The 18,661-nt window shown below is 68.6% G+C and carries 18 protein-coding genes; 12 read left to right on the forward strand and 6 right to left on the reverse strand.

The window, feature by feature from the left end; all coding sequences use genetic code 11:
- Positions 1–148: 148 nt before the first annotated feature.
- The 5 genes from BKA25_RS02820 to BKA25_RS02840 all read left to right on the forward strand — a co-directional run bounded on the left by BKA25_RS02820 (position 149) and on the right by BKA25_RS02840 (position 6,266).
- Positions 149–1,798, forward strand: a complete 1,650-nt coding sequence (locus tag BKA25_RS02820; RefSeq protein ID WP_069852353.1) for an ABC transporter ATP-binding protein — start codon at positions 149–151, stop codon at positions 1,796–1,798.
- Positions 1,798–3,024, forward strand: a complete 1,227-nt coding sequence (locus BKA25_RS02825; protein ID WP_084643409.1) for an ABC transporter permease — start codon at positions 1,798–1,800, stop codon at positions 3,022–3,024. Before BKA25_RS02820 ends, BKA25_RS02825 begins: the two co-directional genes overlap by 1 nt.
- On the forward strand, positions 3,021–4,313 hold the full coding sequence (locus BKA25_RS02830; protein ID WP_084643408.1) for an ABC transporter permease: 1,293 nt from the start codon (positions 3,021–3,023) through the stop codon (positions 4,311–4,313). Before BKA25_RS02825 ends, BKA25_RS02830 begins: the two co-directional genes overlap by 4 nt.
- 186 nt (positions 4,314–4,499) lie before the next feature.
- Complete coding sequence (locus BKA25_RS02835) at positions 4,500–4,913, forward strand: cytidine deaminase (RefSeq protein WP_069854096.1); 414 nt, start codon at positions 4,500–4,502, stop codon at positions 4,911–4,913.
- A gap of 39 nt (positions 4,914–4,952) precedes the next feature.
- Complete coding sequence (locus BKA25_RS02840; RefSeq protein WP_069852351.1) at positions 4,953–6,266, forward strand: thymidine phosphorylase; 1,314 nt, start codon at positions 4,953–4,955, stop codon at positions 6,264–6,266.
- A gap of 126 nt (positions 6,267–6,392) precedes the next feature.
- On the opposite strand, the gene BKA25_RS02845 is transcribed toward BKA25_RS02840, so the two are convergent.
- Positions 6,393–7,592 carry a coiled-coil domain-containing protein gene (locus BKA25_RS02845; RefSeq protein WP_172803868.1) on the reverse strand — a complete coding sequence of 400 codons (1,200 nt, stop codon included), beginning with the start codon at positions 7,590–7,592 and terminating at the stop codon, positions 6,393–6,395.
- Between the two features lie 358 nt (positions 7,593–7,950).
- Between BKA25_RS02845 and BKA25_RS02850 the strand changes: the two genes are divergently transcribed.
- Both BKA25_RS02850 and BKA25_RS02855 read left to right on the forward strand, forming a co-directional pair.
- Positions 7,951–9,039, forward strand: a complete 1,089-nt coding sequence (locus tag BKA25_RS02850) for an adenosine deaminase (protein ID WP_069852349.1) — start codon at positions 7,951–7,953, stop codon at positions 9,037–9,039.
- A gap of 124 nt (positions 9,040–9,163) precedes the next feature.
- Complete coding sequence (locus BKA25_RS02855) at positions 9,164–9,802, forward strand: hypothetical protein (RefSeq protein WP_157421284.1); 639 nt, start codon at positions 9,164–9,166, stop codon at positions 9,800–9,802.
- Positions 9,803–9,936: 134 nt separating this feature from the next.
- Here the strand turns inward: BKA25_RS02855 and BKA25_RS02860 are convergent, their stop codons facing one another.
- Complete coding sequence (locus tag BKA25_RS02860) at positions 9,937–11,223, reverse strand: SatS C-terminal domain-containing protein (protein ID WP_069852345.1); 1,287 nt, start codon at positions 11,221–11,223, stop codon at positions 9,937–9,939.
- 198 nt (positions 11,224–11,421) lie between these two features.
- Between BKA25_RS02860 and BKA25_RS02865 the strand changes: the two genes are divergently transcribed.
- Positions 11,422–12,051, forward strand: coding sequence for an SMI1/KNR4 family protein (locus BKA25_RS02865; protein WP_069852343.1), 630 nt, complete (start codon positions 11,422–11,424; stop codon positions 12,049–12,051).
- A gap of 32 nt (positions 12,052–12,083) precedes the next feature.
- On the opposite strand, the gene BKA25_RS02870 is transcribed toward BKA25_RS02865, so the two are convergent.
- Genes BKA25_RS02870 through BKA25_RS02885 form a run of 4 tightly spaced genes read right to left on the reverse strand, consistent with a single transcriptional unit; the run spans position 12,084 to position 14,765 of the window.
- Positions 12,084–12,827 (reverse strand): ABC transporter permease, encoded by a 744-nt coding sequence (locus BKA25_RS02870; RefSeq protein ID WP_069852341.1) that lies wholly within the window; start codon positions 12,825–12,827, stop codon positions 12,084–12,086.
- Positions 12,824–13,738, reverse strand: a complete 915-nt coding sequence (locus BKA25_RS02875; RefSeq protein WP_069852340.1) for an ABC transporter ATP-binding protein — start codon at positions 13,736–13,738, stop codon at positions 12,824–12,826. The genes BKA25_RS02870 and BKA25_RS02875 overlap by 4 nt, the downstream gene beginning before the upstream one ends.
- Positions 13,735–14,067 carry a transcriptional regulator gene (locus BKA25_RS02880; protein WP_069852338.1) on the reverse strand — a complete coding sequence of 111 codons (333 nt, stop codon included), beginning with the start codon at positions 14,065–14,067 and terminating at the stop codon, positions 13,735–13,737. Before BKA25_RS02880 ends, BKA25_RS02875 begins: the two co-directional genes overlap by 4 nt.
- A complete protein-coding gene (locus BKA25_RS02885) occupies positions 14,064–14,765 on the reverse strand; it encodes a hypothetical protein (protein ID WP_069852336.1) in 702 nt (233 codons plus the stop codon). The genes BKA25_RS02880 and BKA25_RS02885 overlap by 4 nt, the downstream gene beginning before the upstream one ends.
- 296 nt (positions 14,766–15,061) lie before the next feature.
- On the opposite strand from BKA25_RS02885, the gene BKA25_RS02890 reads away from it, so the two are divergent.
- Genes BKA25_RS02890 through BKA25_RS02905 form a run of 4 tightly spaced genes read left to right on the forward strand, consistent with a single transcriptional unit; the run spans position 15,062 to position 18,658 of the window.
- The gene (locus tag BKA25_RS02890) at positions 15,062–15,610 is read left to right on the forward strand and encodes an RNA polymerase sigma factor (RefSeq protein ID WP_236750392.1); all 549 of its coding nucleotides are present in this window, start codon (positions 15,062–15,064) and stop codon (positions 15,608–15,610) included.
- Positions 15,607–16,425: a hypothetical protein gene (locus BKA25_RS02895; protein ID WP_069852334.1), complete on the forward strand. Its 819-nt coding sequence runs from the start codon at positions 15,607–15,609 to the stop codon at positions 16,423–16,425. Before BKA25_RS02890 ends, BKA25_RS02895 begins: the two co-directional genes overlap by 4 nt.
- A 20-nt stretch (positions 16,426–16,445) precedes the next feature.
- Complete coding sequence (locus tag BKA25_RS02900) at positions 16,446–17,255, forward strand: ABC transporter ATP-binding protein (protein WP_216637911.1); 810 nt, start codon at positions 16,446–16,448, stop codon at positions 17,253–17,255.
- Positions 17,252–18,658 carry a hypothetical protein gene (locus tag BKA25_RS02905; protein ID WP_069852331.1) on the forward strand — a complete coding sequence of 469 codons (1,407 nt, stop codon included), beginning with the start codon at positions 17,252–17,254 and terminating at the stop codon, positions 18,656–18,658. Before BKA25_RS02900 ends, BKA25_RS02905 begins: the two co-directional genes overlap by 4 nt.
- Positions 18,659–18,661: the final 3 nt, after the last annotated feature.

Raw genomic sequence — 18,661 nt, forward strand, 5'->3', positions numbered from 1 at the left:
GGCGTATCGATCTCCGCTCGACGTGGGCCTGCCCGATGGGTGGGCCCACGTCGTGTGAGAGAACAGCACGGACGGGGTCTCGTCCGCGTGAACGACCTCGGCATCATCTCGGCAGGTCGCCCACGACAACCACTGAGAGAAGAGACCGATGACCAGTTCCGGGCAGCCTGGCGCCGCCGGGCCCGCGCCCGCTGTGGCGCTTTCCGGTATCACCAAGCGGTTCCCCGGCGTGGTGGCCAACTCCGACGTCGAGCTGGTCGTCGCGCAGGGCGAGGTGCACGCGCTGTGCGGTGAGAACGGCGCGGGCAAGTCGACCCTGATGAAGATCCTCTACGGGATGCAGCAACCCGACGAGGGCACCATCGAGATCAACGGCGAGCGAGTCGACTTCCGTTCCCCATCGGATGCCATCGCTGCGGGCATCGGGATGGTCCACCAGCATTTCATGCTGGCCGACAACCTCACGGTGCTGGAGAACGTGGTCCTCGGCGCCGAGAAGCTGCACGGCATCGGGGCCAAGGCGCGGAAGCGGATCGCCGAGCTGGCGGGCCAGACCGGTCTGCACGTCGACCTGTCCCTGCCCGTCGAGCAGCTGGGCGTCGCCGACCGGCAGCGGGTGGAGATCCTCAAGGTCCTGTACCGGGGTGCCCGGATCGTCATCCTCGACGAGCCGACCGCCGTGCTCGTCCCACAGGAGGTCGACGAACTCTTCGAGACGCTGCGCGGCATGCAGCGCCAGGGGTTCACCTTCCTGTTCATCTCCCACAAGCTCGACGAGGTGCGCGCGATCGCCGACACCGTCACGGTGATCCGACGCGGCACCACCGTCGGAAAGGCCGACCCTCGGGCGATCAGCTCCCGGCAGCTCGCCGAGATGATGGTCGGCAGCGAACTGCCCAGCCCGGAGACCCGGGAGTCCACGGTCACCGACCGGGTGGTGCTTCGGGTCAGCGACCTCGCGTTGCGGGACGAGTCTGGTGACCGGATCGTGCTCGACGACGTCGACCTGGTGGTCCGCTCCGGCGAGATCCTGGGTATCGCGGGCGTCGAGGGCAACGGCCAGGTCGAGCTGGTCGAGACGCTGATGGGCATCCGCAAGGCGAACAAGGGTCGGGTGGAACTCGGCGATCGCGATGTCACCGACGCGGGCACGCTGGCCCGTCGCGCGGCGGGCATCGGTTATGTCCCCGAGGACCGCACCCGGCACGGACTGCTGCTCGGTGAACCGCTGTGGTCCAACCGCATCCTGGGGTATCAGACCCGCCCGCCGGTGGCACGGGGTCCGTGGCTGGACCTCGACGGCGCTCGCCGGGACACCGAACGCATCGTCGAGCAGTTCGACGTGCGCACCCCGAACATCGACGTCGTGGTCGGCGCGTTGTCCGGTGGGAACCAACAGAAACTCGTGGTCGGCCGGGAGCTCTCCGGCGACCCGGTGCTGCTGATCGCCTCGCACCCCACCCGGGGTGTCGACGTGGGTGCGCAGGCCGGGATCTGGGATCACATCAAGCGGGCCAGAGCCAACGGACTCGCGGTGCTGCTGATCTCCGCCGATCTCGACGAGCTGATCGGCCTCTCCGACACGATCAAGGTCATGCTGCGCGGCCGGTTGGTCGCCGATGCGGACCCACACACGGTGACGCCCGAGGAACTGGGCGCCGCGATGACGGGCGCGAGCACCGACGCGGGGGCAGGCCCGGCGGCCGAGTCCGATTCCGCCGACGCCGGGTCCACCGACAAGACCAGGCACGACGACGGACCGACGTCGGGCGAGGACGACGAGGACAGGGAACGGTGATGGGCTCGATTCGTGCCAGGCTGCTGCCGCCCGCACTGGCCATCGGCTTCGCCGTGGTGCTGTGCAGCCTGACGCTGCTGATCTCCGGCAGCAACCCGCTGGAAGCACTGGGTGTGATGATCGGCCAGGTCGGCCGGGGCAGCACCGCGGTGGACATCGTCAACACGGCGGCGTCCTACTACTTCGTCGCACTGGCGGCCGCGATCGGCTTCCAGATGAACCTGCTCAACATCGGTATCGAGGGCCAGTACCGGTTGGCCGCCTGCGTCGCGGCCTGTGTCGGCGGTGCCATCGTCCTGCCGCCCGGTCTGCACGCGATCGTCGTCATCCTGGTGGCGGCCGTGGTCGGCGCGGCCTGGGTCGGCATCGCGGCCGTGCTCAAGGTCTACCGGGGCGTCTCCGAGGTCATCTCGACGATCATGCTCAACGCGATCTCGCTCGGCGTGATCGCGTACCTGATCCGCGATGACATGTTCGGCGAGATGCGCGGCAACAACATCGGCACGGCCTACATCCCCGAATCCGGTCAGGTTCCCGGCATCACCATCGGCAACTCCGGCACCGTGTTCGGACTGGTCTTCCTGGCGGCGGCGCTCGGCGTCGGCTACTGGATCCTGCTCAACCGCACCCGATTCGGATTCGAGCTGCGGGCCTCGGGCATGTCGCAGACCGCCGCCACCGCAGGCGGCGTGAATGCCAAGCGGATGGTCCTCACGGCCCTGCTGATCTCCGGCGCGGTCGCCGGTCTGGCCGGGCTACCGGAACTCCTCGGCCGTGATCACACCTTCAGCCTGAACTTCCCGGCCGGTTACGGCTTCACCGGTCTGGCCGTGGCCCTGCTCGGCCGCAACCACCCGGTGGGTATCGCCTTCGGCGCGTTGCTCTGGGCCTTCCTGGACAAGAGTGCGTTGGCCCTCGACAACGTCGGGGTGCCCAGGGAGATCGTCACCATCATGCAGGGCGCGATCGTGCTGTCCGTGGTGGTCGCCTACGAGGTCGTTCGACGCAGTCAGCTTCGGGCTCAGCAGCGCGAGGTCGGCTCGGACACCGGTGCAGGCGCGCCCGCTGTCGTTCCCGCAGGTGCACCGAGTGCCACCGCCGACGGCGAGTCCGACGCGCCGTCGACCACCGACCAGGACCCGTCCGCCTCGGCCGCAGACGATCCGCCGTCTCGGTCCACGCGCAATGACCCGCCGCCGCCGGCGGCCGACGGAGGTGCCTCATGAACATCGGCGTGTCACCACCGTCGGGTGGTGCCAATCCCTCGGCCGCGCCGCTGCGCAGGGCGGGGGGTGCATCCAAGCGGCGGTTCCCCGCGTGGGCCTCCGCAGCGTTGTGGGTCGCCGCGATCATCGTCGTGCTGTCCACGACCTCGTACCTGACCGGCCTCACCCAGCTCACTGCCTCGGGCACCATCGAGTCCACCGTGCGGCTCGCGCTACCGATCCTGCTCGCCGCCCTCGGCGGGCTCTGGGCCGAACGCGCAGGCGTGATCAACATCGGTCTCGAAGGCATGATGGTGTTGGGCACCTGGGGTGCGGCGTGGGCCGCGTTCCACTGGGGCCCGTGGGCGGGTCTGTTGGCCGCTGCGGTGTTCGGCGCGGTCGGCGGTGCGCTGCACGCCCTGGCCACCGTGACCTTCGGCGTCAATCACATCGTCTCCGGTGTGGCGATCAACCTGCTCGGACTCGGCATCACGAAGTACCTCTCGACCCTGATCTTCGCGCCGATCTCCAACAACCCCAGGGCCTCACCGCCGGTCGACAAGTTCGAGACCTACTCGGCGCAGCCCTTGTCACAGTGGTTGGGCGAGTTGGAGGCGATGAACCGGGTCGGCATCTCCGATGTCGCAGGCATCCTGCGTGGGTTGGTGACCGGCGTGTCGCCGCTGGTGATGTTCGGAATCCTGATGGTTCCGCTCAGCTACCTGATCCTGTGGCGCAGCAAGTTCGGTCTGCGTTTGCGGTCCTGCGGGGAGAACCCCGTGGCGGCCGAGTCGCTCGGCGTCAACGTCTACCTCTACAAGTACTCGGCGATGCTGGTCTCCGGTGCCTTGGCGGGTATCGGTGGTGCGGCGCTGGTGCTCAACCCGGGCCAGCCCGGCTACGCGGAAGGCCAGGTCAACGGTCGCGGTTACATCGGCCTCGCGGCGATGATCTTCGGCAACTGGCGACCGACCGGGCTACTCGGCGGTTCGGCACTGTTCGGCTATGCCGACGGACTGCGGCTGCGCCAAGGCGAGATCACCGTGCACGCCCTGCTGTACGGCGCGGCCCTGCTGATCGTCGGCATCGCGGTCGTCCAACTGCTTCGGCGGCGCTGGATCGTCGCGGCGGCCTCGATGGTGGGCGCGGGTGTGCTCTACGCGCTGTACTGGACGACGGAGGAGCTGCCCCGCGAACTGCTGGCCTACGCGCCGCACCTGGTGACCCTCTTGGTACTCGCCTTCGCCGCGCAGAAACTCAGACCGCCCGCGGCCAACGGCGATACCTATCGCCGAGGCGAGGGGGATTGACGTCGGGCTGACCGGCTCGATCAGCAGGCAGTCCGCACCGGGGACGGCGTCGCCGAGACGTCGTCCCCGGTCTGCTTCCGGTCGCAGAGCAGACACCGGTCGGCCTGACCGCCTGCGGGGTTATCCCGCCGATCCGACCCGAACAGACCGGCACGGGACGAACGAGGAGCACGAGTGGACACGGTGATGGACACCGAGCACATCGACTGGGCGGGCCTGCGGACCGCCGCGGTGACGGCGGCGGGCCTGGCCTACTGCCCCTATTCCGGGTTGCAGGTCGGCGCCGCGGCGGTGTGCGACGACGGCAGGGTGATCACCGGCTGCAACGTGGAGAACGCCTCGTACGGCCTTGGCCTGTGCGCTGAGTGCACGCTGGTCGGCCAACTGCGACTCACCGGTGGCGGCCGATTGGTGGCCTTGGCCTGCCGCAGCGGCGCCGGGGATCTGTTGATGCCCTGCGGTCGGTGTCGGCAGGTCATCTACGAGTTCGGTGGCGGCGACTGCCTGATCGACACACCGAGCGGGGTACTGCCGATGACCAGGGTGTTGCCCGATGCTTTCGGACCGGCGGATCTGCCGGGACGCTCCAGCGGCCAGTAGCAGGGCCCGCCTGATCCGGCGGGAATCGAAGGGAGATCGATGACCGGCAGCCACAACGCCGTGGACGTCATCCGCACCAAGCGGGACGGCGGCAGGCTCTCCGACGACCAGATCGACTGGGTGATCGACGGCTACACCAGGGGAGTCGTCGCCGACGAACAGATGTCCGCGCTGGCGATGGCCATCCTGCTCAATGGCATGGACGGCGCCGAGACGGCTCGTTGGACCCGGGCGATGGTGCATTCCGGCGACCGGCTCGACCTCGGCGGGGTCACCCGCCCCACCGTCGACAAGCACTCCACCGGCGGAGTCGGCGACAAGATCACCCTGCCGTTGGCGCCCCTGGTGGCCGCCTGCGGTGCCGCCGTCCCGCAGTTGTCCGGTAGGGGCCTCGGCCACACCGGCGGCACCCTGGACAAGCTGGAGTCGATTCCGGGTTGGCGGGCCGCACTGTCTCCCGACGAGATCCGGGACCAGCTCAACTCGGTGGGCGCGGTGATCTGCGCGCCGACGGACGGCTTGGCACCGGCGGACAAGAAGCTCTACGCACTGCGCGATGTCACCGGCACCGTGGAATCCGTCCCGCTGATCGCGGGTTCCATCATGGGCAAGAAGCTCGCCGAGGGCGTCGACGCGCTCGTGTTGGACGTGAAATCGGGTTCGGGCGCGTTCATGAAGAGCGATGCCGACGCGCGGGCGCTGGCCGAGGCACTGGTGGGGATCGGTGCCCAACAGGGCCTGCGCACCAGCGCGCTGCTCACCGACATGAACACGCCGTTGGGCCGCACCGTCGGCAATGCCATCGAGGTGGCCGAATCCGTCGAGGTGTTGCAGGGCGGCGGGCCTGCCGACGTCGTCGCGTTGACGGTGGAACTGGCCCGGGAGATGCTGCGGCTGGTCGGCATCGACGTCGAGGGTGCGGCGGATCCGGCCGCGGTCCTGGCCTCCGGCCGCGCCTATGAGACCTGGGCGCGAATGATCCGGGCGCAGGGTGGCGATCCCGACGCGCCGCTGCCGACGGCCGCACACCGCCACGAGGTCGCCGCGCCCGAGGGGGGCACCGTGCTGCGGATGGACGCCTACCAGGTGGGCATCGCGGCCTGGCGGCTCGGCGCCGGTCGGGCCCGCAAGGAGGACTCGGTGTCGGCGGGGGCCGGTGTCCGACTGCTGGCGTCGCTGGGCGAGCAGGTGGCGCCGGGACAACCGCTGTTCGAGTTGTACACCGACAACCCGGACCTGGTCCCCGCCGCGTTGGCCGCGCTGGAGGGTTCGGTCGAGATCGGGGTGCCGCAGGCGGATTCGACGTCGGCGCCGCAACTGGTCAAGGACGTCATCCGTACGACGGCGGACTGAGCCGGAACCGAGGCCGACCGACGCGGTGTCGGTCGATCCACATCAGACGAGGAAGCGGGCCGGGGAATTCACCCCGGCCCGCTTCACATCGTGCGTCCGCCTCGACTCGTGCGTTGCTCGGTGTACTCAGGCGCTCTCGATCGCCGAGTCCGTGTCGTCGTCCTTGTCCGTGTCACGGTTCTTGCCGGGCTTGCCTCGGCTGGCCCGACGCTGCTGACGCGGCAACGGGGTGGGCGGCGGGGGAGCGCTGGGTGCACCGCCACCGAGGATGAGCTCCGCGAAGGTGGCCATCGCCTCGTCGAGCTGGCCCGCGTTGCGCCGCTCGGACGCCTCGTTGGCGCTGCGCACCATGTTGTTGAGCGCTTCGGTGTCCGGTCGGTTGGCCAGGGTGCCGTCGATCCGGCTGAGGTGGTCCTCCACGGCCTGGTTGACCTCGCCGAGCCGGTTGACCACGTCCTGGTCGACCTCGCGCAGCTTGTTGTCGACGGCGTCGTTGAGCTCGCCGATCCGGCTCGTCAGACCCGCATCCACCTGGTCGACGCGGCCGGAGACGTCGCGCAGTCGCGCATTGAGCTGCTCCAGCCGGTCGGCCAGCGCGTCGAGCTTCTCCGTCGGGTCGACGGCGGGCCTGCTCATCAGATCGTCGAGCTTGGCGTGCACCGATGCCCTGGTGTCCTCGATGCGCCCCTGCACCGCATCGCGGCTGTTCTCCACGGCGCTGCGCACGCCGTCGGAGGCCTCGGTCACGGAGCGGTGCAGCGAGTCCTTGGTGCCGTCGAGGTGCTCGTGCACTCCCTCGTCGACCTCGTCGATGCGCGAACGCAGCGACAGCTCCAGGACGTCGATCCGCTCCCGAACCGGGTTCTGGACCGAGGCAGGCAGGGCCTCGAGCCTGCCGTCCTGCTTCTCCAGGTGCAGACCGAGTTCGTCGAGTCGCTTGTGGACGTTGACCAGCCGGTCCTCCATCCCTTCCATCCGGCCCGAGACGCCGTCGAGGCGTCCATCGAGCTGCTGGTAGGGAGTCGAGAGCTTGTCGACCAGACCGTCGACCGCCTGCAGCAGACCCGCGATCGCGGTGTCCTGCGATTCCAGTCTCGCCAGAGCGTCGTCGAGCCGTTCGGCCAAGACGCCGACCTCGGTGCGGTCGGGCAGCTCGGAGATCCGCTTGCGGACCGAGCCCAGCGACTCCAGGGGGGAGAGCCGCGCGTGAATCTCGTCCAACGCGTCGAAGATTTGCTGCTGTTCGCTGTCGCGGATTTCCGCTGCACGCGTGAGCATGCTGCGCATCCGATCGAACGACAACGCAGAGTGGTTGTTCTCGTTCACGGCAGGGGCGACCTTCGTCGAGGGGATGGGGCGACCACACCGAGCCTAGCCAGTTCGGACGGGACGCGAAACCACCCCCTGCGTCAGCCCGGTTACCAGGCGTGCGGACAGGTGGGGCGCCCACGAACTGTTGAAGAGGCGTAGGTGATCTTCGATTATCGAACGAGTGTAGGAATACCTCTACCGATCGATCTACTGGCTCACCCCTAATCGTGACCGTCCACCCATCGACTACCGACCGATGGAGCGAGTTCGACGAACCACTGGAGTGAGATCATCCCGACGCACTTGATCATATCGCCTGGATCGGCGTCCCCGGGGCGATCGGACTCCGACGGCGTGGCGATAAGTTAGCCCCATGTCGACCCCGGTGACTTTGGAAGCGATTCGGCGCGCGCCGAAGGTGTTGTTGCACGACCATCTCGACGGCGGGCTGCGGCCGAAGACAGTGATCGAACTCGCCGAGGCGGTCGGTTATCAGGAATTGCCCAGCACCGACGAGGCCACGCTGGCGAAGTGGTTCCGCGACGCGGCGGACTCCGGTTCCCTGGTGCGTTATCTGGAGACCTTCGCGCACACCGTCGCGGTGATGCAGACGAAGGACGCCCTGGTGCGGGTGGCGTCGGAATGCGCACAGGACCTTGCTGCCGACGGCGTGGTGTACGCCGAGGTGCGGTACGCGCCCGAGCTGTTCGAGGCGGGCGGTCTGAAGCTGGACGAGGTCGTCAGCGCGCTCACCGAGGGCTTCGAGCAGGGTTCGGCGGCGGCCGAGTCGGCCGGACACCGGATTCGCGTCGGCGCCCTGTTGTGCGCCATGCGGCAGAACGACCGTGCACTGGAGATCGCCGAACTCGCCGTGCGGCACCGCGACGCCGGGGTCGTCGGCTTCGACATCGCAGGCCCGGAGGACGGCTTCCCTCCCACCCGTTGCCAGGCGGCCTTCGACTACCTGCGGGACAGCAACGCGCACTTCACGATCCACGCGGGCGAGGCGTACGGCCTGCCCTCGATCCAGGAGGCGGTGGCGCGCTGCGGCACCGAGCGGATCGGCCACGGTCTGCGGATCGCCGATGACATCACCGTCGCCGAGGACGGCAGCGTGACCTTGGGCAGGCTCGCCGCCTACGTTCGCGACCGGGGCATCCCGCTGGAGCTCTGCCCCTCCTCCAACCTGCAGACCGGTGCGGCGGAGTCCTTCGAGAAGCACCCCTTCGGACAGTTGGCCGGACTGGGCTTCCGCGTCACGGTGAACACCGACAACCGGCTGATGAGCGGCTGCACGGTGTCCAGTGAGTTCGACAAGCTCGCGTCGACCTTCGACTACGGCTGGGACGACATCGAGCGTTTCACCCTCAATGCGATCGAGTCGGTGTTCCTCGATCTCGATGAGCGCACGGCGTTGATCGAGGACGTCATCAAGCCCGCATACGCGGCCCTGCGCGCCTGAGAAGCCACCTCGGGCTCACTCTTTCGGGGGTGATCGGCTCGCGGATGTACGGATTCGTGTGGTGGCGTCTCTATCCCAGTGCCGCGGCGATTCCCGCTGCGGCACTGGCGAGGGGGAGGTCTCGATGTCCAGGCAGGGCGTGACGAATCGAAAGTACGGTCGGGTGCGGGCGGCAGTGGCGACGCTGGGAGTGCTGACCGTGCTGGGCATGCTGTTGCCCGGCGCGGCGCAGGCAGGCGCCGCCGAGGTCAGGGCCGCAGGCATCGTGGCCGCCGCACCCGCTCAACCAGCGGAGGCCCCCTCGATGGACGAGCAGTGCGCGGTCGGCGATATCGAATCCAGCATCGGCCCTGCGGTCGTCGACAGTGCCACCGGCGAGGGCCGGGCACAGCTGGTGATCTCGGCCAGGTGGGCTGCGGTGCGGTGCGCGGTCGGCGCCTATCCGGATCGGGTCGCCTTCACCGATGCCGAGGGCACTGCGCTGCGCACCAGCGTGACCCGACTCGACTCGGCGGGCAATGTGGTGGGCGACGCCGCCGAGGGCGAAACGGAGCCGATGACGCTCGACGTCGAGCATTCCTTGGCGATCGAACTCCGTTGGCACGGTGCGGATATCGGCTCTGCGCAGGGCAGCCCGGCCGTCCGGCCCGCCTTCCTGCATCTCTGGCTGCCTGGCCTGGAAGGGCCGGTGGGCGGCCGCTGGGAGCACGGTCCGGTCTACAACACGGGGGTGATCGAGGTGGGTCCGGTCGGGATGGCTTAGCGAGCCGCTCCGCTCCGGTTCGGTTCGGTCTGGTTCGGGTCGGTTTCGGCGGCCTCGGCTCGGAAGTAGACGAGTCGGGGCACCGAGCCGAGTGGCTCGATGCCCCGAGTGGTCGCTCGCGTGTTGCCTCGGCTTCAGTCGCGGTTCTTCTTGGCCAACCGCTTCTCGAAGTCGGTCACCAGCTTGGCCCAGCTCTTCTGCTCCTCGTCGTATGGCGCGCTGGGCGCCATCCGGGTCGGGTCGGGCCGCAGCACGAAGGAGACCAGCCAGCCGAGCCGCTCCGAGGACGCGAGGGCTTCGTCGACGCTGTCGTCCTCGGCCCAGTAGGCGGCGTCCTTGAGTAGTTCGACGGCGAGGTCGAGCTGGTTGGCGTCGATGCCCTCCGGCCCCTTGGCCAGATCGTCGCCGACGTCGGTCAGGTGGTAGGTGTTGTCGGCCTCCACCTCGATGTCCAGCTCGCCTGCGGCCGCCCGGTCCAGTACCTCGGACCAGGTGGAGACCTCGGCCAGCTCGTTGTCCTCGGTGGCGTCTTCGGCGTCATCGTCGGCCGCGTCGCGCTGCTCGGCGGCGGTGACCAGGAATGCCTTCAGGTCGTTCACGCTGTCGAAGACGTCGATCTTGCCGTCGGAACCGAGGAACACCGGGTCGTCGTCGAGGTAGCAGCGCAGCGTGTAGTAGTCGCCGCTGGTGAGAACCAGGCGGATGGGGTCGATGCCGACCTCACGCCAGAAGCCGGGCGGCTCCTCGTCTGCGTCCTCGTCGTCCGAGTCGTCGTCGGAGTCATCGTCCGACCCTGCGACTGCGGTGTTCTCGTCGTCGTCCTCGGGGTCGGGCAGTTCCGCCTCGGCGGCGGCCACCTCGGCCTCGGGGACGCCGGGCGAGGTCATCACGTCGTCGAGTTCGTCGAGGACGTCATCCCAGCGTTCGGCGACCACGGTCGACAACTCGGTCCAGCGCCGTTCGCCGTCGCGGCCGTTGAAGGCCAGCGTGCCCTGATCGAGCAATGAGAAGCCGGTCGCGGAGTCGAGCACCTCGCGGACCACCTCGAGGTCGCAGACATCGGCCAGCGAACGAAGGATCGCCACGATGTCGGCGAGTTCCCCGACGGTCCAGGTGTCGGGCTCCTCGGCCAGCAGTTCCGGCACGCCGACCAGGTCGAACTGGTGGTCGCTGTCGGGGATCAGCTCGGCGGCGGCCAGCTCGGGGACCAGCGACCACGCCGGGTGGTCGATCAGATCGTGTTCCCGGGCGGTCCGGATGAACGCCACCAGGTGGGCGACGTCCGGGAACCCGAAGAGGTCGTCCTCGTGCCCGAGGAACGCCTCCCACTCCTCGCCGTCCTCACGCCACCGAGGCGCCCACAGGGTGACGACGTCACCCTCGGTCAGCCCTAGTTCAATCGGGACGATGTCCTGCGCCATCGATTAACCTCCGGTGCCACTCGCCCAGGGCGTGGCACGCCCGGCCGGAATGAATTGCCGGGTTCAGCCTACGGGCTGACTCCGGGTGTCGAACCACCGGTCAGTCACGCCGATTACCCCTACCGGCGGCCCGCTTCGGCTTGATCATCGGTCCGTTGGCGGTACCCCGGGCAGGCACGAGTTGGGCATCGTGAGGCCATGGAAGTCCTCACCCAATGGCATCGAATCCTGGAGTGGTCGGCGCGGTTCGCGCCGGGTACACACGCCCAGCTGGCCGAGGGCGTGTCACACGCCGAGATCGAGGCGTGCGAGCGGGAACTCGGCTTCGAGGTCAATCCAGAACTGCGGACCTGGTGGTCGGTGTGCGGCGGTACCGAGGAGGAGCATTTCGCCGAGGTGTTCCCGCCGTTCTACACCCCGTGCGGGCCCATGGCGGCCGCGAAGTTCTGGCAGGTCAACAAATCGGTCTGGCGGGACTCCTGGGATGTGCCGGACACAGGGCGGCTCGCTGGGTCCTGGGCCCACGGCTACCACCCCAGGTTCGTTCCGATGGCTTTCGACGGGATGGGAAACCACCTGGTCGTCGATCTGCGACCCGGGCCGAAGCGCGGTGCGGTGTTGGAGTGGGATCACGAGCTCTGTCATGTGGAGGAAGCCCGCTGGCCGAGTCTGGCGGCGATGTTCTCCGAGGTCGCCCATGCCTTGGAGACCGGTTCGGTGATCGATCACAGCCGTGCCTGGGTCGACCCGGACGGCCAGATCGACTGGCAGATCGGGAACTGGACCGAGACCGAGACCGAGACCGAAGCCGGGAGCCCGGGCCGTTGATCTGCTCGGACTCCCGTTGACGAAGTGAGTGGTTACCGGAATCGGCGGCCTTCGTCGCGACGGAAGGCGAAGGCCGCGAAGGCGCCGAAGACGAGAGTCCAGCCGAGCAGCACGGCCAGCGAGGTGATCGACGCCTGTCCGTTGCCGAGCACCGCCACCACGAGGTCGCGACCCGCTCGGGTCGGCAGGGCCTGCGAGGCCGTGTCGAGCCAGTCGGGGAACAGCTGCGGCGGCAGGAACAGGCCGCCCGCGAAGCCCAAGGGGAACACCAACAGCTGCACGGCCACGTACACGGCCTTCGACGACAGCAGATAGCCGATCGCCAGCCCCAGCAGCAGGAACGGGATGCCGATCGCGAGCAGCAGCACGACGGCGAGCAGGATGCGCAGCACAGGCGCCTCGGCGCTGGTGAACACCGCGGCCGTGCCGATCACCGGGATCAGCCCGAGCAGCGCGAAGAACAGGCCGTTGAGTACTCGCCCGCCGAGCCTCGGGACCGCGCCCGCCGCCAGGGTGCGCAGGTAGCCATCCCAGGGCTTCGCCCGTTCCTCGGCGATCTGCGCCCCGAAGGTGTAGAGGCAGACGTTGACGATGGAGAACAGTGCGAGCTGGCCCGCCGCGTTGGTCGAGTACACCGGATCGTCTGCCACGCCGGGCATCGGCACCACGAAGAAGACCATCATCAGCGAGGGGAACACCAGGAAACCGACGACGGCCATCGGGACCCGAAGGTTCTCCAAGACCTGATATCTGGCGTGTAACAGCATCTTGTTCATCGAAGGTCTCCCGACGCGGTGAGGTTCGACTCGGTGGGGGCGGCCTTGCTCGTCAGCGCGACGAAGGCCTCTTCCAGCGAGGTGGTGCTGATCTGAAGGTCGCGGAACGCGGCGCCGGAGTGCACCAGGTCGCGCACCAACTGATCGGGGTCCTGGGTGAAGAGTCGAATCCGGTCCTCGGTCTCCTCACGGCGCAGCACACCGGGCAGCTCCGGCAGCTCGGCGCAGCGCAGTTCGATGCGGCTGGTGGCGACCTTGGAGCGAATGGCGTTCAGGCTGTCGTCGGCCAGCACCCGGCCCTGGTCGATGACGACGACCCGTTCGGCGAGCGCCTCGACCTCTTCGAGGTAATGGCTGGTCAGCAGCAGCGTGCCCCCGGTGGCGTGGTAGCGGCGCAGCGCCTCCCACAGGGCGTGCCTGCCATCGACGTCCAGGCCGGTGGTCGGTTCGTCGAGCACGACCAGCCGGGGGCGTCCGATGAAGGCCAGTGCCACGGTGAGTCTGCGTTGCTGGCCGCCGGAGAGCGCGCCGGTCTGCTTGTTCGCGGAGGCGGTGAGCCCGAACTCCTCCAGCAGCTCGCCGGTCGGGCGCGGGTCGGGATAGTGCCCGGCGACGAACTCGACGACCTCTCGTACCCGCAGCGTCTCGGGCAGCCCGGTCTGTTGTGGGGTGCTGCCGAGCGCGATGCGATTAGCCGGTTTCCTCGGGTCGCCGCCGAACAGCTCGACGCGGCCCGCCGTGGGTCTGCGTAGCCCGGTGAGCAGGCTGATCAGGGTGGTCTTCCCCGCGCCGTTGGGGCCGAGTAAGCCGACCAGTTGGCCTGCCGGGATATCCAGGTCCATGGCGTCCAGGGCGACCACGTCGCCGTAGTGCTTGCTTGCGCCCACCGCTTTGGCGAGATATTCAGTCATGATCGCCTTCTCTCCGTTGGTTCGTCGTCGGGATCGACGGCGGGTTGGAGCAGCGTGCGAAGGGTGCGTACGTACTGCTCGAACGCGCTGCGCCCCTGGGTGGTCAGTGCGAGGTAGGTGGCGGAGCCGCGTTTGGCGCTGGTGATGTATTCGCTGGCCTCGAGCTTGCGCAGGTGGGTGATCAGGTTGCCGGGCGTCATGTCCAGCAGGTTCTGCAAGCGGGTGAAGGCGATCTGGTCGCCGGTGTTCAGCGCGGCGAGGGTGCTGACGACACGGAGTCGGGCTTGGGCGTGGATCACCGGATCCAGCTCGCCCGCAGGCGGGTTCACGATCGGTCGCCCGCCTGTCGGGCCGCTCGGTTCGCGCGGGCTTCAGCGCGGAGTTGGCTGACTCCGAACAGGATCAGTCCGCCGCCGCCCGCGAGCGACATCACCAGGTAGTGGTTCGGGATGCCCGCGAAGGTGCTGGCCGTTGTGCTGAGCACGACCCAGAGTCCGATCTTGAACTGTCCGACGTCGGAGAACACCGCGCCGCCGGAGACCAGCAGCATGCCCGCCATCAGTCCGGGCATCGCAGACCAGAGAAGACTGGCCACCGGCTCGTCGACGCCCAGTCGCGTGACGGCGGCCAGGACGGTGGTCGTCGCCGTCATCCCGATCATCCAGGAGAACCCGTACATCGTGGCCTGGCGTTGGGATGTGCCGCGCAGTCCTCGGCTGCTGCGCCCGACCGCCCACCAAGTGCAGAGAGCGGCGAGGGCCAGCAGGCCGAAGTAGATGCCCAAGGCGACCTGACGACTCAGCGGCAGCACTGGTTCCGGGCGGATGGCCAGGAAGAGCACCGCGTAGCCGAGCAGCCAGCTGGCCCCGAAGGCGAGCGGAATCGCGGCGAGGCCACTGAAGAGCTGGCGTTCGGTGCGGCGCTGTTGCTGCTGGATGAGCGCGAGCATCGCGGCGGGATCGGTGGGGTCGGTCGCTTCGGATTTCGACTGCTCATCGCGAGCCTGTTCGTCCTGCATGAGGTCCACCGCCGTCTACCTACTTTGCGATACAAAGTCATGTGTCCCGCACTTTGTATCGCAAAGTAGAGATCGAGACAAGCGCGGGTGCTCCACAGGGAAGTCCGCGAGAGATCTCCGGGTGTCGTTCACCTTCCGTCGGAGCGGGCATGGGCGATCCGACGGCCGTGGTGGAGTCGTGCCAGGTCGATCGCGGCGTGGTCGTGCGGGTAGCAGGCAGCGCCCGCGGGGCCGTTATGTGTCGTGGATCACGCGAAAGTGAAAACCGGCGCTTCGAATCGAGCGTCTATCGGGATGTGAGACCGGTGAGGGCAGCGCTGCACAGGCTGGACGAGGAGCGTCTCGTCCGGCTGGTGGCCAGGGGCGATCGCGCGGCGTTCGAGGAGTTGTACCGGCGTACGGCGCCGTGGATGGCGGTGCGACTGCGCCGCCGCTGCACAGACGAGCAGATCATCGCCGAGGTCATGCAGGAGACGTATCTGGCGGTGTGGCGCGCGGCGGGCGCGTTCGCAGGCGGCGCGGCGGGTGGGACGGCCGTCGGCTGGCTGTGGACGATCGCGGCCCGACGGCTGATCGATGCCTTTCGACGCAGGGCCCATCATGCGGAGCCGCCGCCTGCGGCTTCCCGACCGGCGATGCCCGCCGCCGAGGACGAGGCGCTCGCGGCGACGGTCGGCGGTGACGTCGGCGACGCGCTACGGCGCCTGGCACCCGAACTCAGACAGGTACTGCAGGCCATGGTGCTCGACGGACTGTCCGTCCGGGAGACCGCCGTCCTGCTCGGGGTGCCCGAGGGCACGGTCAAGACCCGTGCCCGCCGGGCCCGAACCGTGATGCGGAAGGCGCTGACATGAGCGTGGAACACGCGTCGATGCGGATCATCGACGGGTATGCCCGCGGCGACACGGACATCGCCGCCGACGAGATCTGGGCCCTGGAGGGCCACCTGGAGACCTGCGGCTTGTGCCGCGATCGGCTCACGACCGCCGTCGGGACCGAGGCTCCGGCGGTGGCGGCCTTGGTCGACACCGTATGGGCAGACCTGGAACCGCAGCTGGCCGCAGTGGGCACCTTGCGACACCGGCGGCGCTGGTCGATTCGGTTGTCCCGATGGACGACTCCCGTGATGGCGCCGTGGCTGGCCATGGTCATGCTCATGACGCTGCTCGCGCTGCTGCTCGACCTGACCGACCCCGGCTTCGGCGATATGTCGCTGCTGCTGCTCCTGGCCCCGGTCCTGTCCGTGGGCGGTGTCGCGGCCTCGTGGTCGCGTGGCCTCGACCCGGCGTACGAGCTGACGGCCGCCGCGCCTCGGGCGGGCCTGTACCTGGTGCTGCGGCGTACCGCCTCCGTGCTCACCGTGGTCGTCCCCGCCTTGCTGGTAGGCGGCTGGCTGACGGGGGTGATGGTGGCCCAGTGGCTGCTGCCCTGCCTGGCCTGCACCTCCATGACCTTGGCGCTCGGCAGCGTCATCGGCGTGAATCGCGCCGCGATCGCCCTGGTGGCCGGGTGGGGCGCCATGGTCGTGATGCCGAGCCTGGCGGTCAGCCGAATGACTCTCGTCCTGCAACCGGAAGCCCTGCCGGGCTGGGCCGTGATCCTCGGGCTCGGCGTAGGAGTCGTGATCGCCCGCAGGAGCGCGTACTCCCGGTTGGGAACGCACCGATGACCATGGGAAAGGACCAGCACATGACGCCCTCGGTAAGTGCGGCCGACCTCGCGCCGACGTCCTACGCCTGGGAGATCCAGGCCACCGGGCTGAAGGTCAAGGTCGGCCGGAAGCGGATGGCGGTCGACGGCCTCGACCTGTCGCTGGGCATCGGCGTACACGGACTACTCGGACCCAACGGGGCGGGCAAGACCACTCTCATCCGGGCGTTGGCCACCGTGCTGCGCCCCGCCGGGGGCACCTTGGAACTGCTCGGTCAGGACACGGGCAGCATGGGCGAACACCGCGCGCTGCGCCGCCGGATCGGCTACCTGCCGCAGGAATTCGGCTACTACAAGCGCTTCACGGTGCGCGAGTTCGTCGAGTACCTGGCGTGGCTGAAGGAGGTGCCCAAGAAGGACATCCCCGGAGCGGTGCAGCGCGCGGTGGAGCGGGTCGGGCTGGCCGACCGGGCCGACAAGCGGATGAAGACGCTGTCCGGCGGCATGGTGCGCCGGGTGGGAATCGCGCAGGCCATCGTCAACGACCCGACGATCCTGCTGCTGGACGAACCCACCGTCGGCCTGGATCCGGCGCAGCGGCTGCGCTTTCGTGAGTTGTTGCAGGAGATGGGCAGGGACACCTGCGTCGTCGTCTCGACCCACCTGGTGGAGGACGTCGCCGCAGCCTGCACCGACGTGGTGCTCTTCGCCGAGGGCCGACTCGTCTTCCAAGGCACTCCAAACGAACTGGCCGAGGCAGGCGGACCCGAGCACGTGGGCGACAGCCCATTGGAGCGCGGCTACACGGCCTTGCTGCAAGGCCCTGACCAGGGAAGGGGCACCTGGTGAGCAGTCGCGTCTCGCGCATCGAATTCAAGCGCTCCATCGCCCTGTGGGCGGGCGTCATCGTCCTCGCGACGGCGTTGGCCTTCCTGTATCTGCTGAACTCCGCGTGGTCGAGGGGAACCACCGCGTGGACGGCCCAATGGACCTCCATGGCCATGTGGACCCGCTCGCTGCTGTTCTACCTATGGCCGGTCGCCCTGGGGCTCGGCGCGCTACAGGGCCTGCGGGATCACCGGTCGAGGATCTCCGAACTCCTGACGAGCACGCCGAGGCCCGCGTGGCATCGCGCGGCCACTGTGGCCGGGCCGACCGCGATCACGCTGCTGGCGGCCTTCGCGCTCCTCGTCCTGGTCGGCGCGGCACAGGTGATCGCCAACACCGAGTACCCGCACCTCGGTTGGCTGCCGATCTCGCTGGTGGGGGCGTTGTTCCTCATCGCTGGGGCCGTGCTGGGCATGGGGATCGGCCGGGCGCTGCCGTCCGTGCTGACTCCGCCCGTGGTTGCGATGGCTGGCATCACCTTCACGTCCCTCATGCAGCTGTCCTTGGGCCAGACCCACACGATCACGGCCTCGGGGATCCCGATCTCGGAGCCCAACCGGCTCTCGTTGCTCTCGCCTGCGCTTCGGGATGTGCGCGACGCGTTCACCACGGTCTCCACGTCGGTGCATCTCGGGCAGGTGATCTGGCTGCTCGGCATGGTCGCGACCGGATTCGCGCTGCTGGTCGTCGTGACCTCGCGGGCCAAGCTGATCGCGCTGACACCCGTCGTGGCGGGTGTGCTGCTCTCCATGGCCGTCCTTCCGACCGAGCCGCAGCGGATGTACGTCCTCGACGAGGCCGCCACCGAACCGGTGTGCGATGGGCCGGTATGCGTGACGAGGACACACCAGGCACGACTCGCGGACTTCGCGGTGCACGGAGAAGAAGCGTTAGGCCTGTTGGCGGGTGCTCTGGGTGACCAGGCACCGGTCTCGATCAGGGAGAACACGGTCCCGACGCCGGATGGCTCCATTCCGAGGTGGACCGCCGATACCGTGCTCTTCGGGTTCGACGACGACCACATCGTCGCCGCTCAGAGCGGCGAGGAGCTGACCAGGGCCCTGATCGCGAAGGCCATGGTTCCGGGCTGTTCTCCCGTCTTCAGCTCCGGCGGCGGGTTCAACCTGGATGAGGCCGCAGCGCAGAGCATCGCGACGGGCTGGGTCCTCGGGGACCTCACGGCGACCAGCGGAACCGCTGACGTCGCGAACGAGCGGATCCTGGAACAGGCACTTCCGGTGTGGGAGGAACTCAACGCACTTCCGCCGTCCGAACAGCTCGCGCGGATCAACGCCATGCGCGCGGTGGCGACCTCCTGCGACGGCGACGCGTTGTCCGTGCTGGCAGGCGGTGCATCGAGGTGAGAT

The sequence above is a fragment of the Actinoalloteichus hymeniacidonis genome (assembly GCF_014203365.1).
Classification (GTDB): Bacteria; Actinomycetota; Actinomycetes; order Mycobacteriales; family Pseudonocardiaceae; genus Actinoalloteichus_A; species Actinoalloteichus_A hymeniacidonis.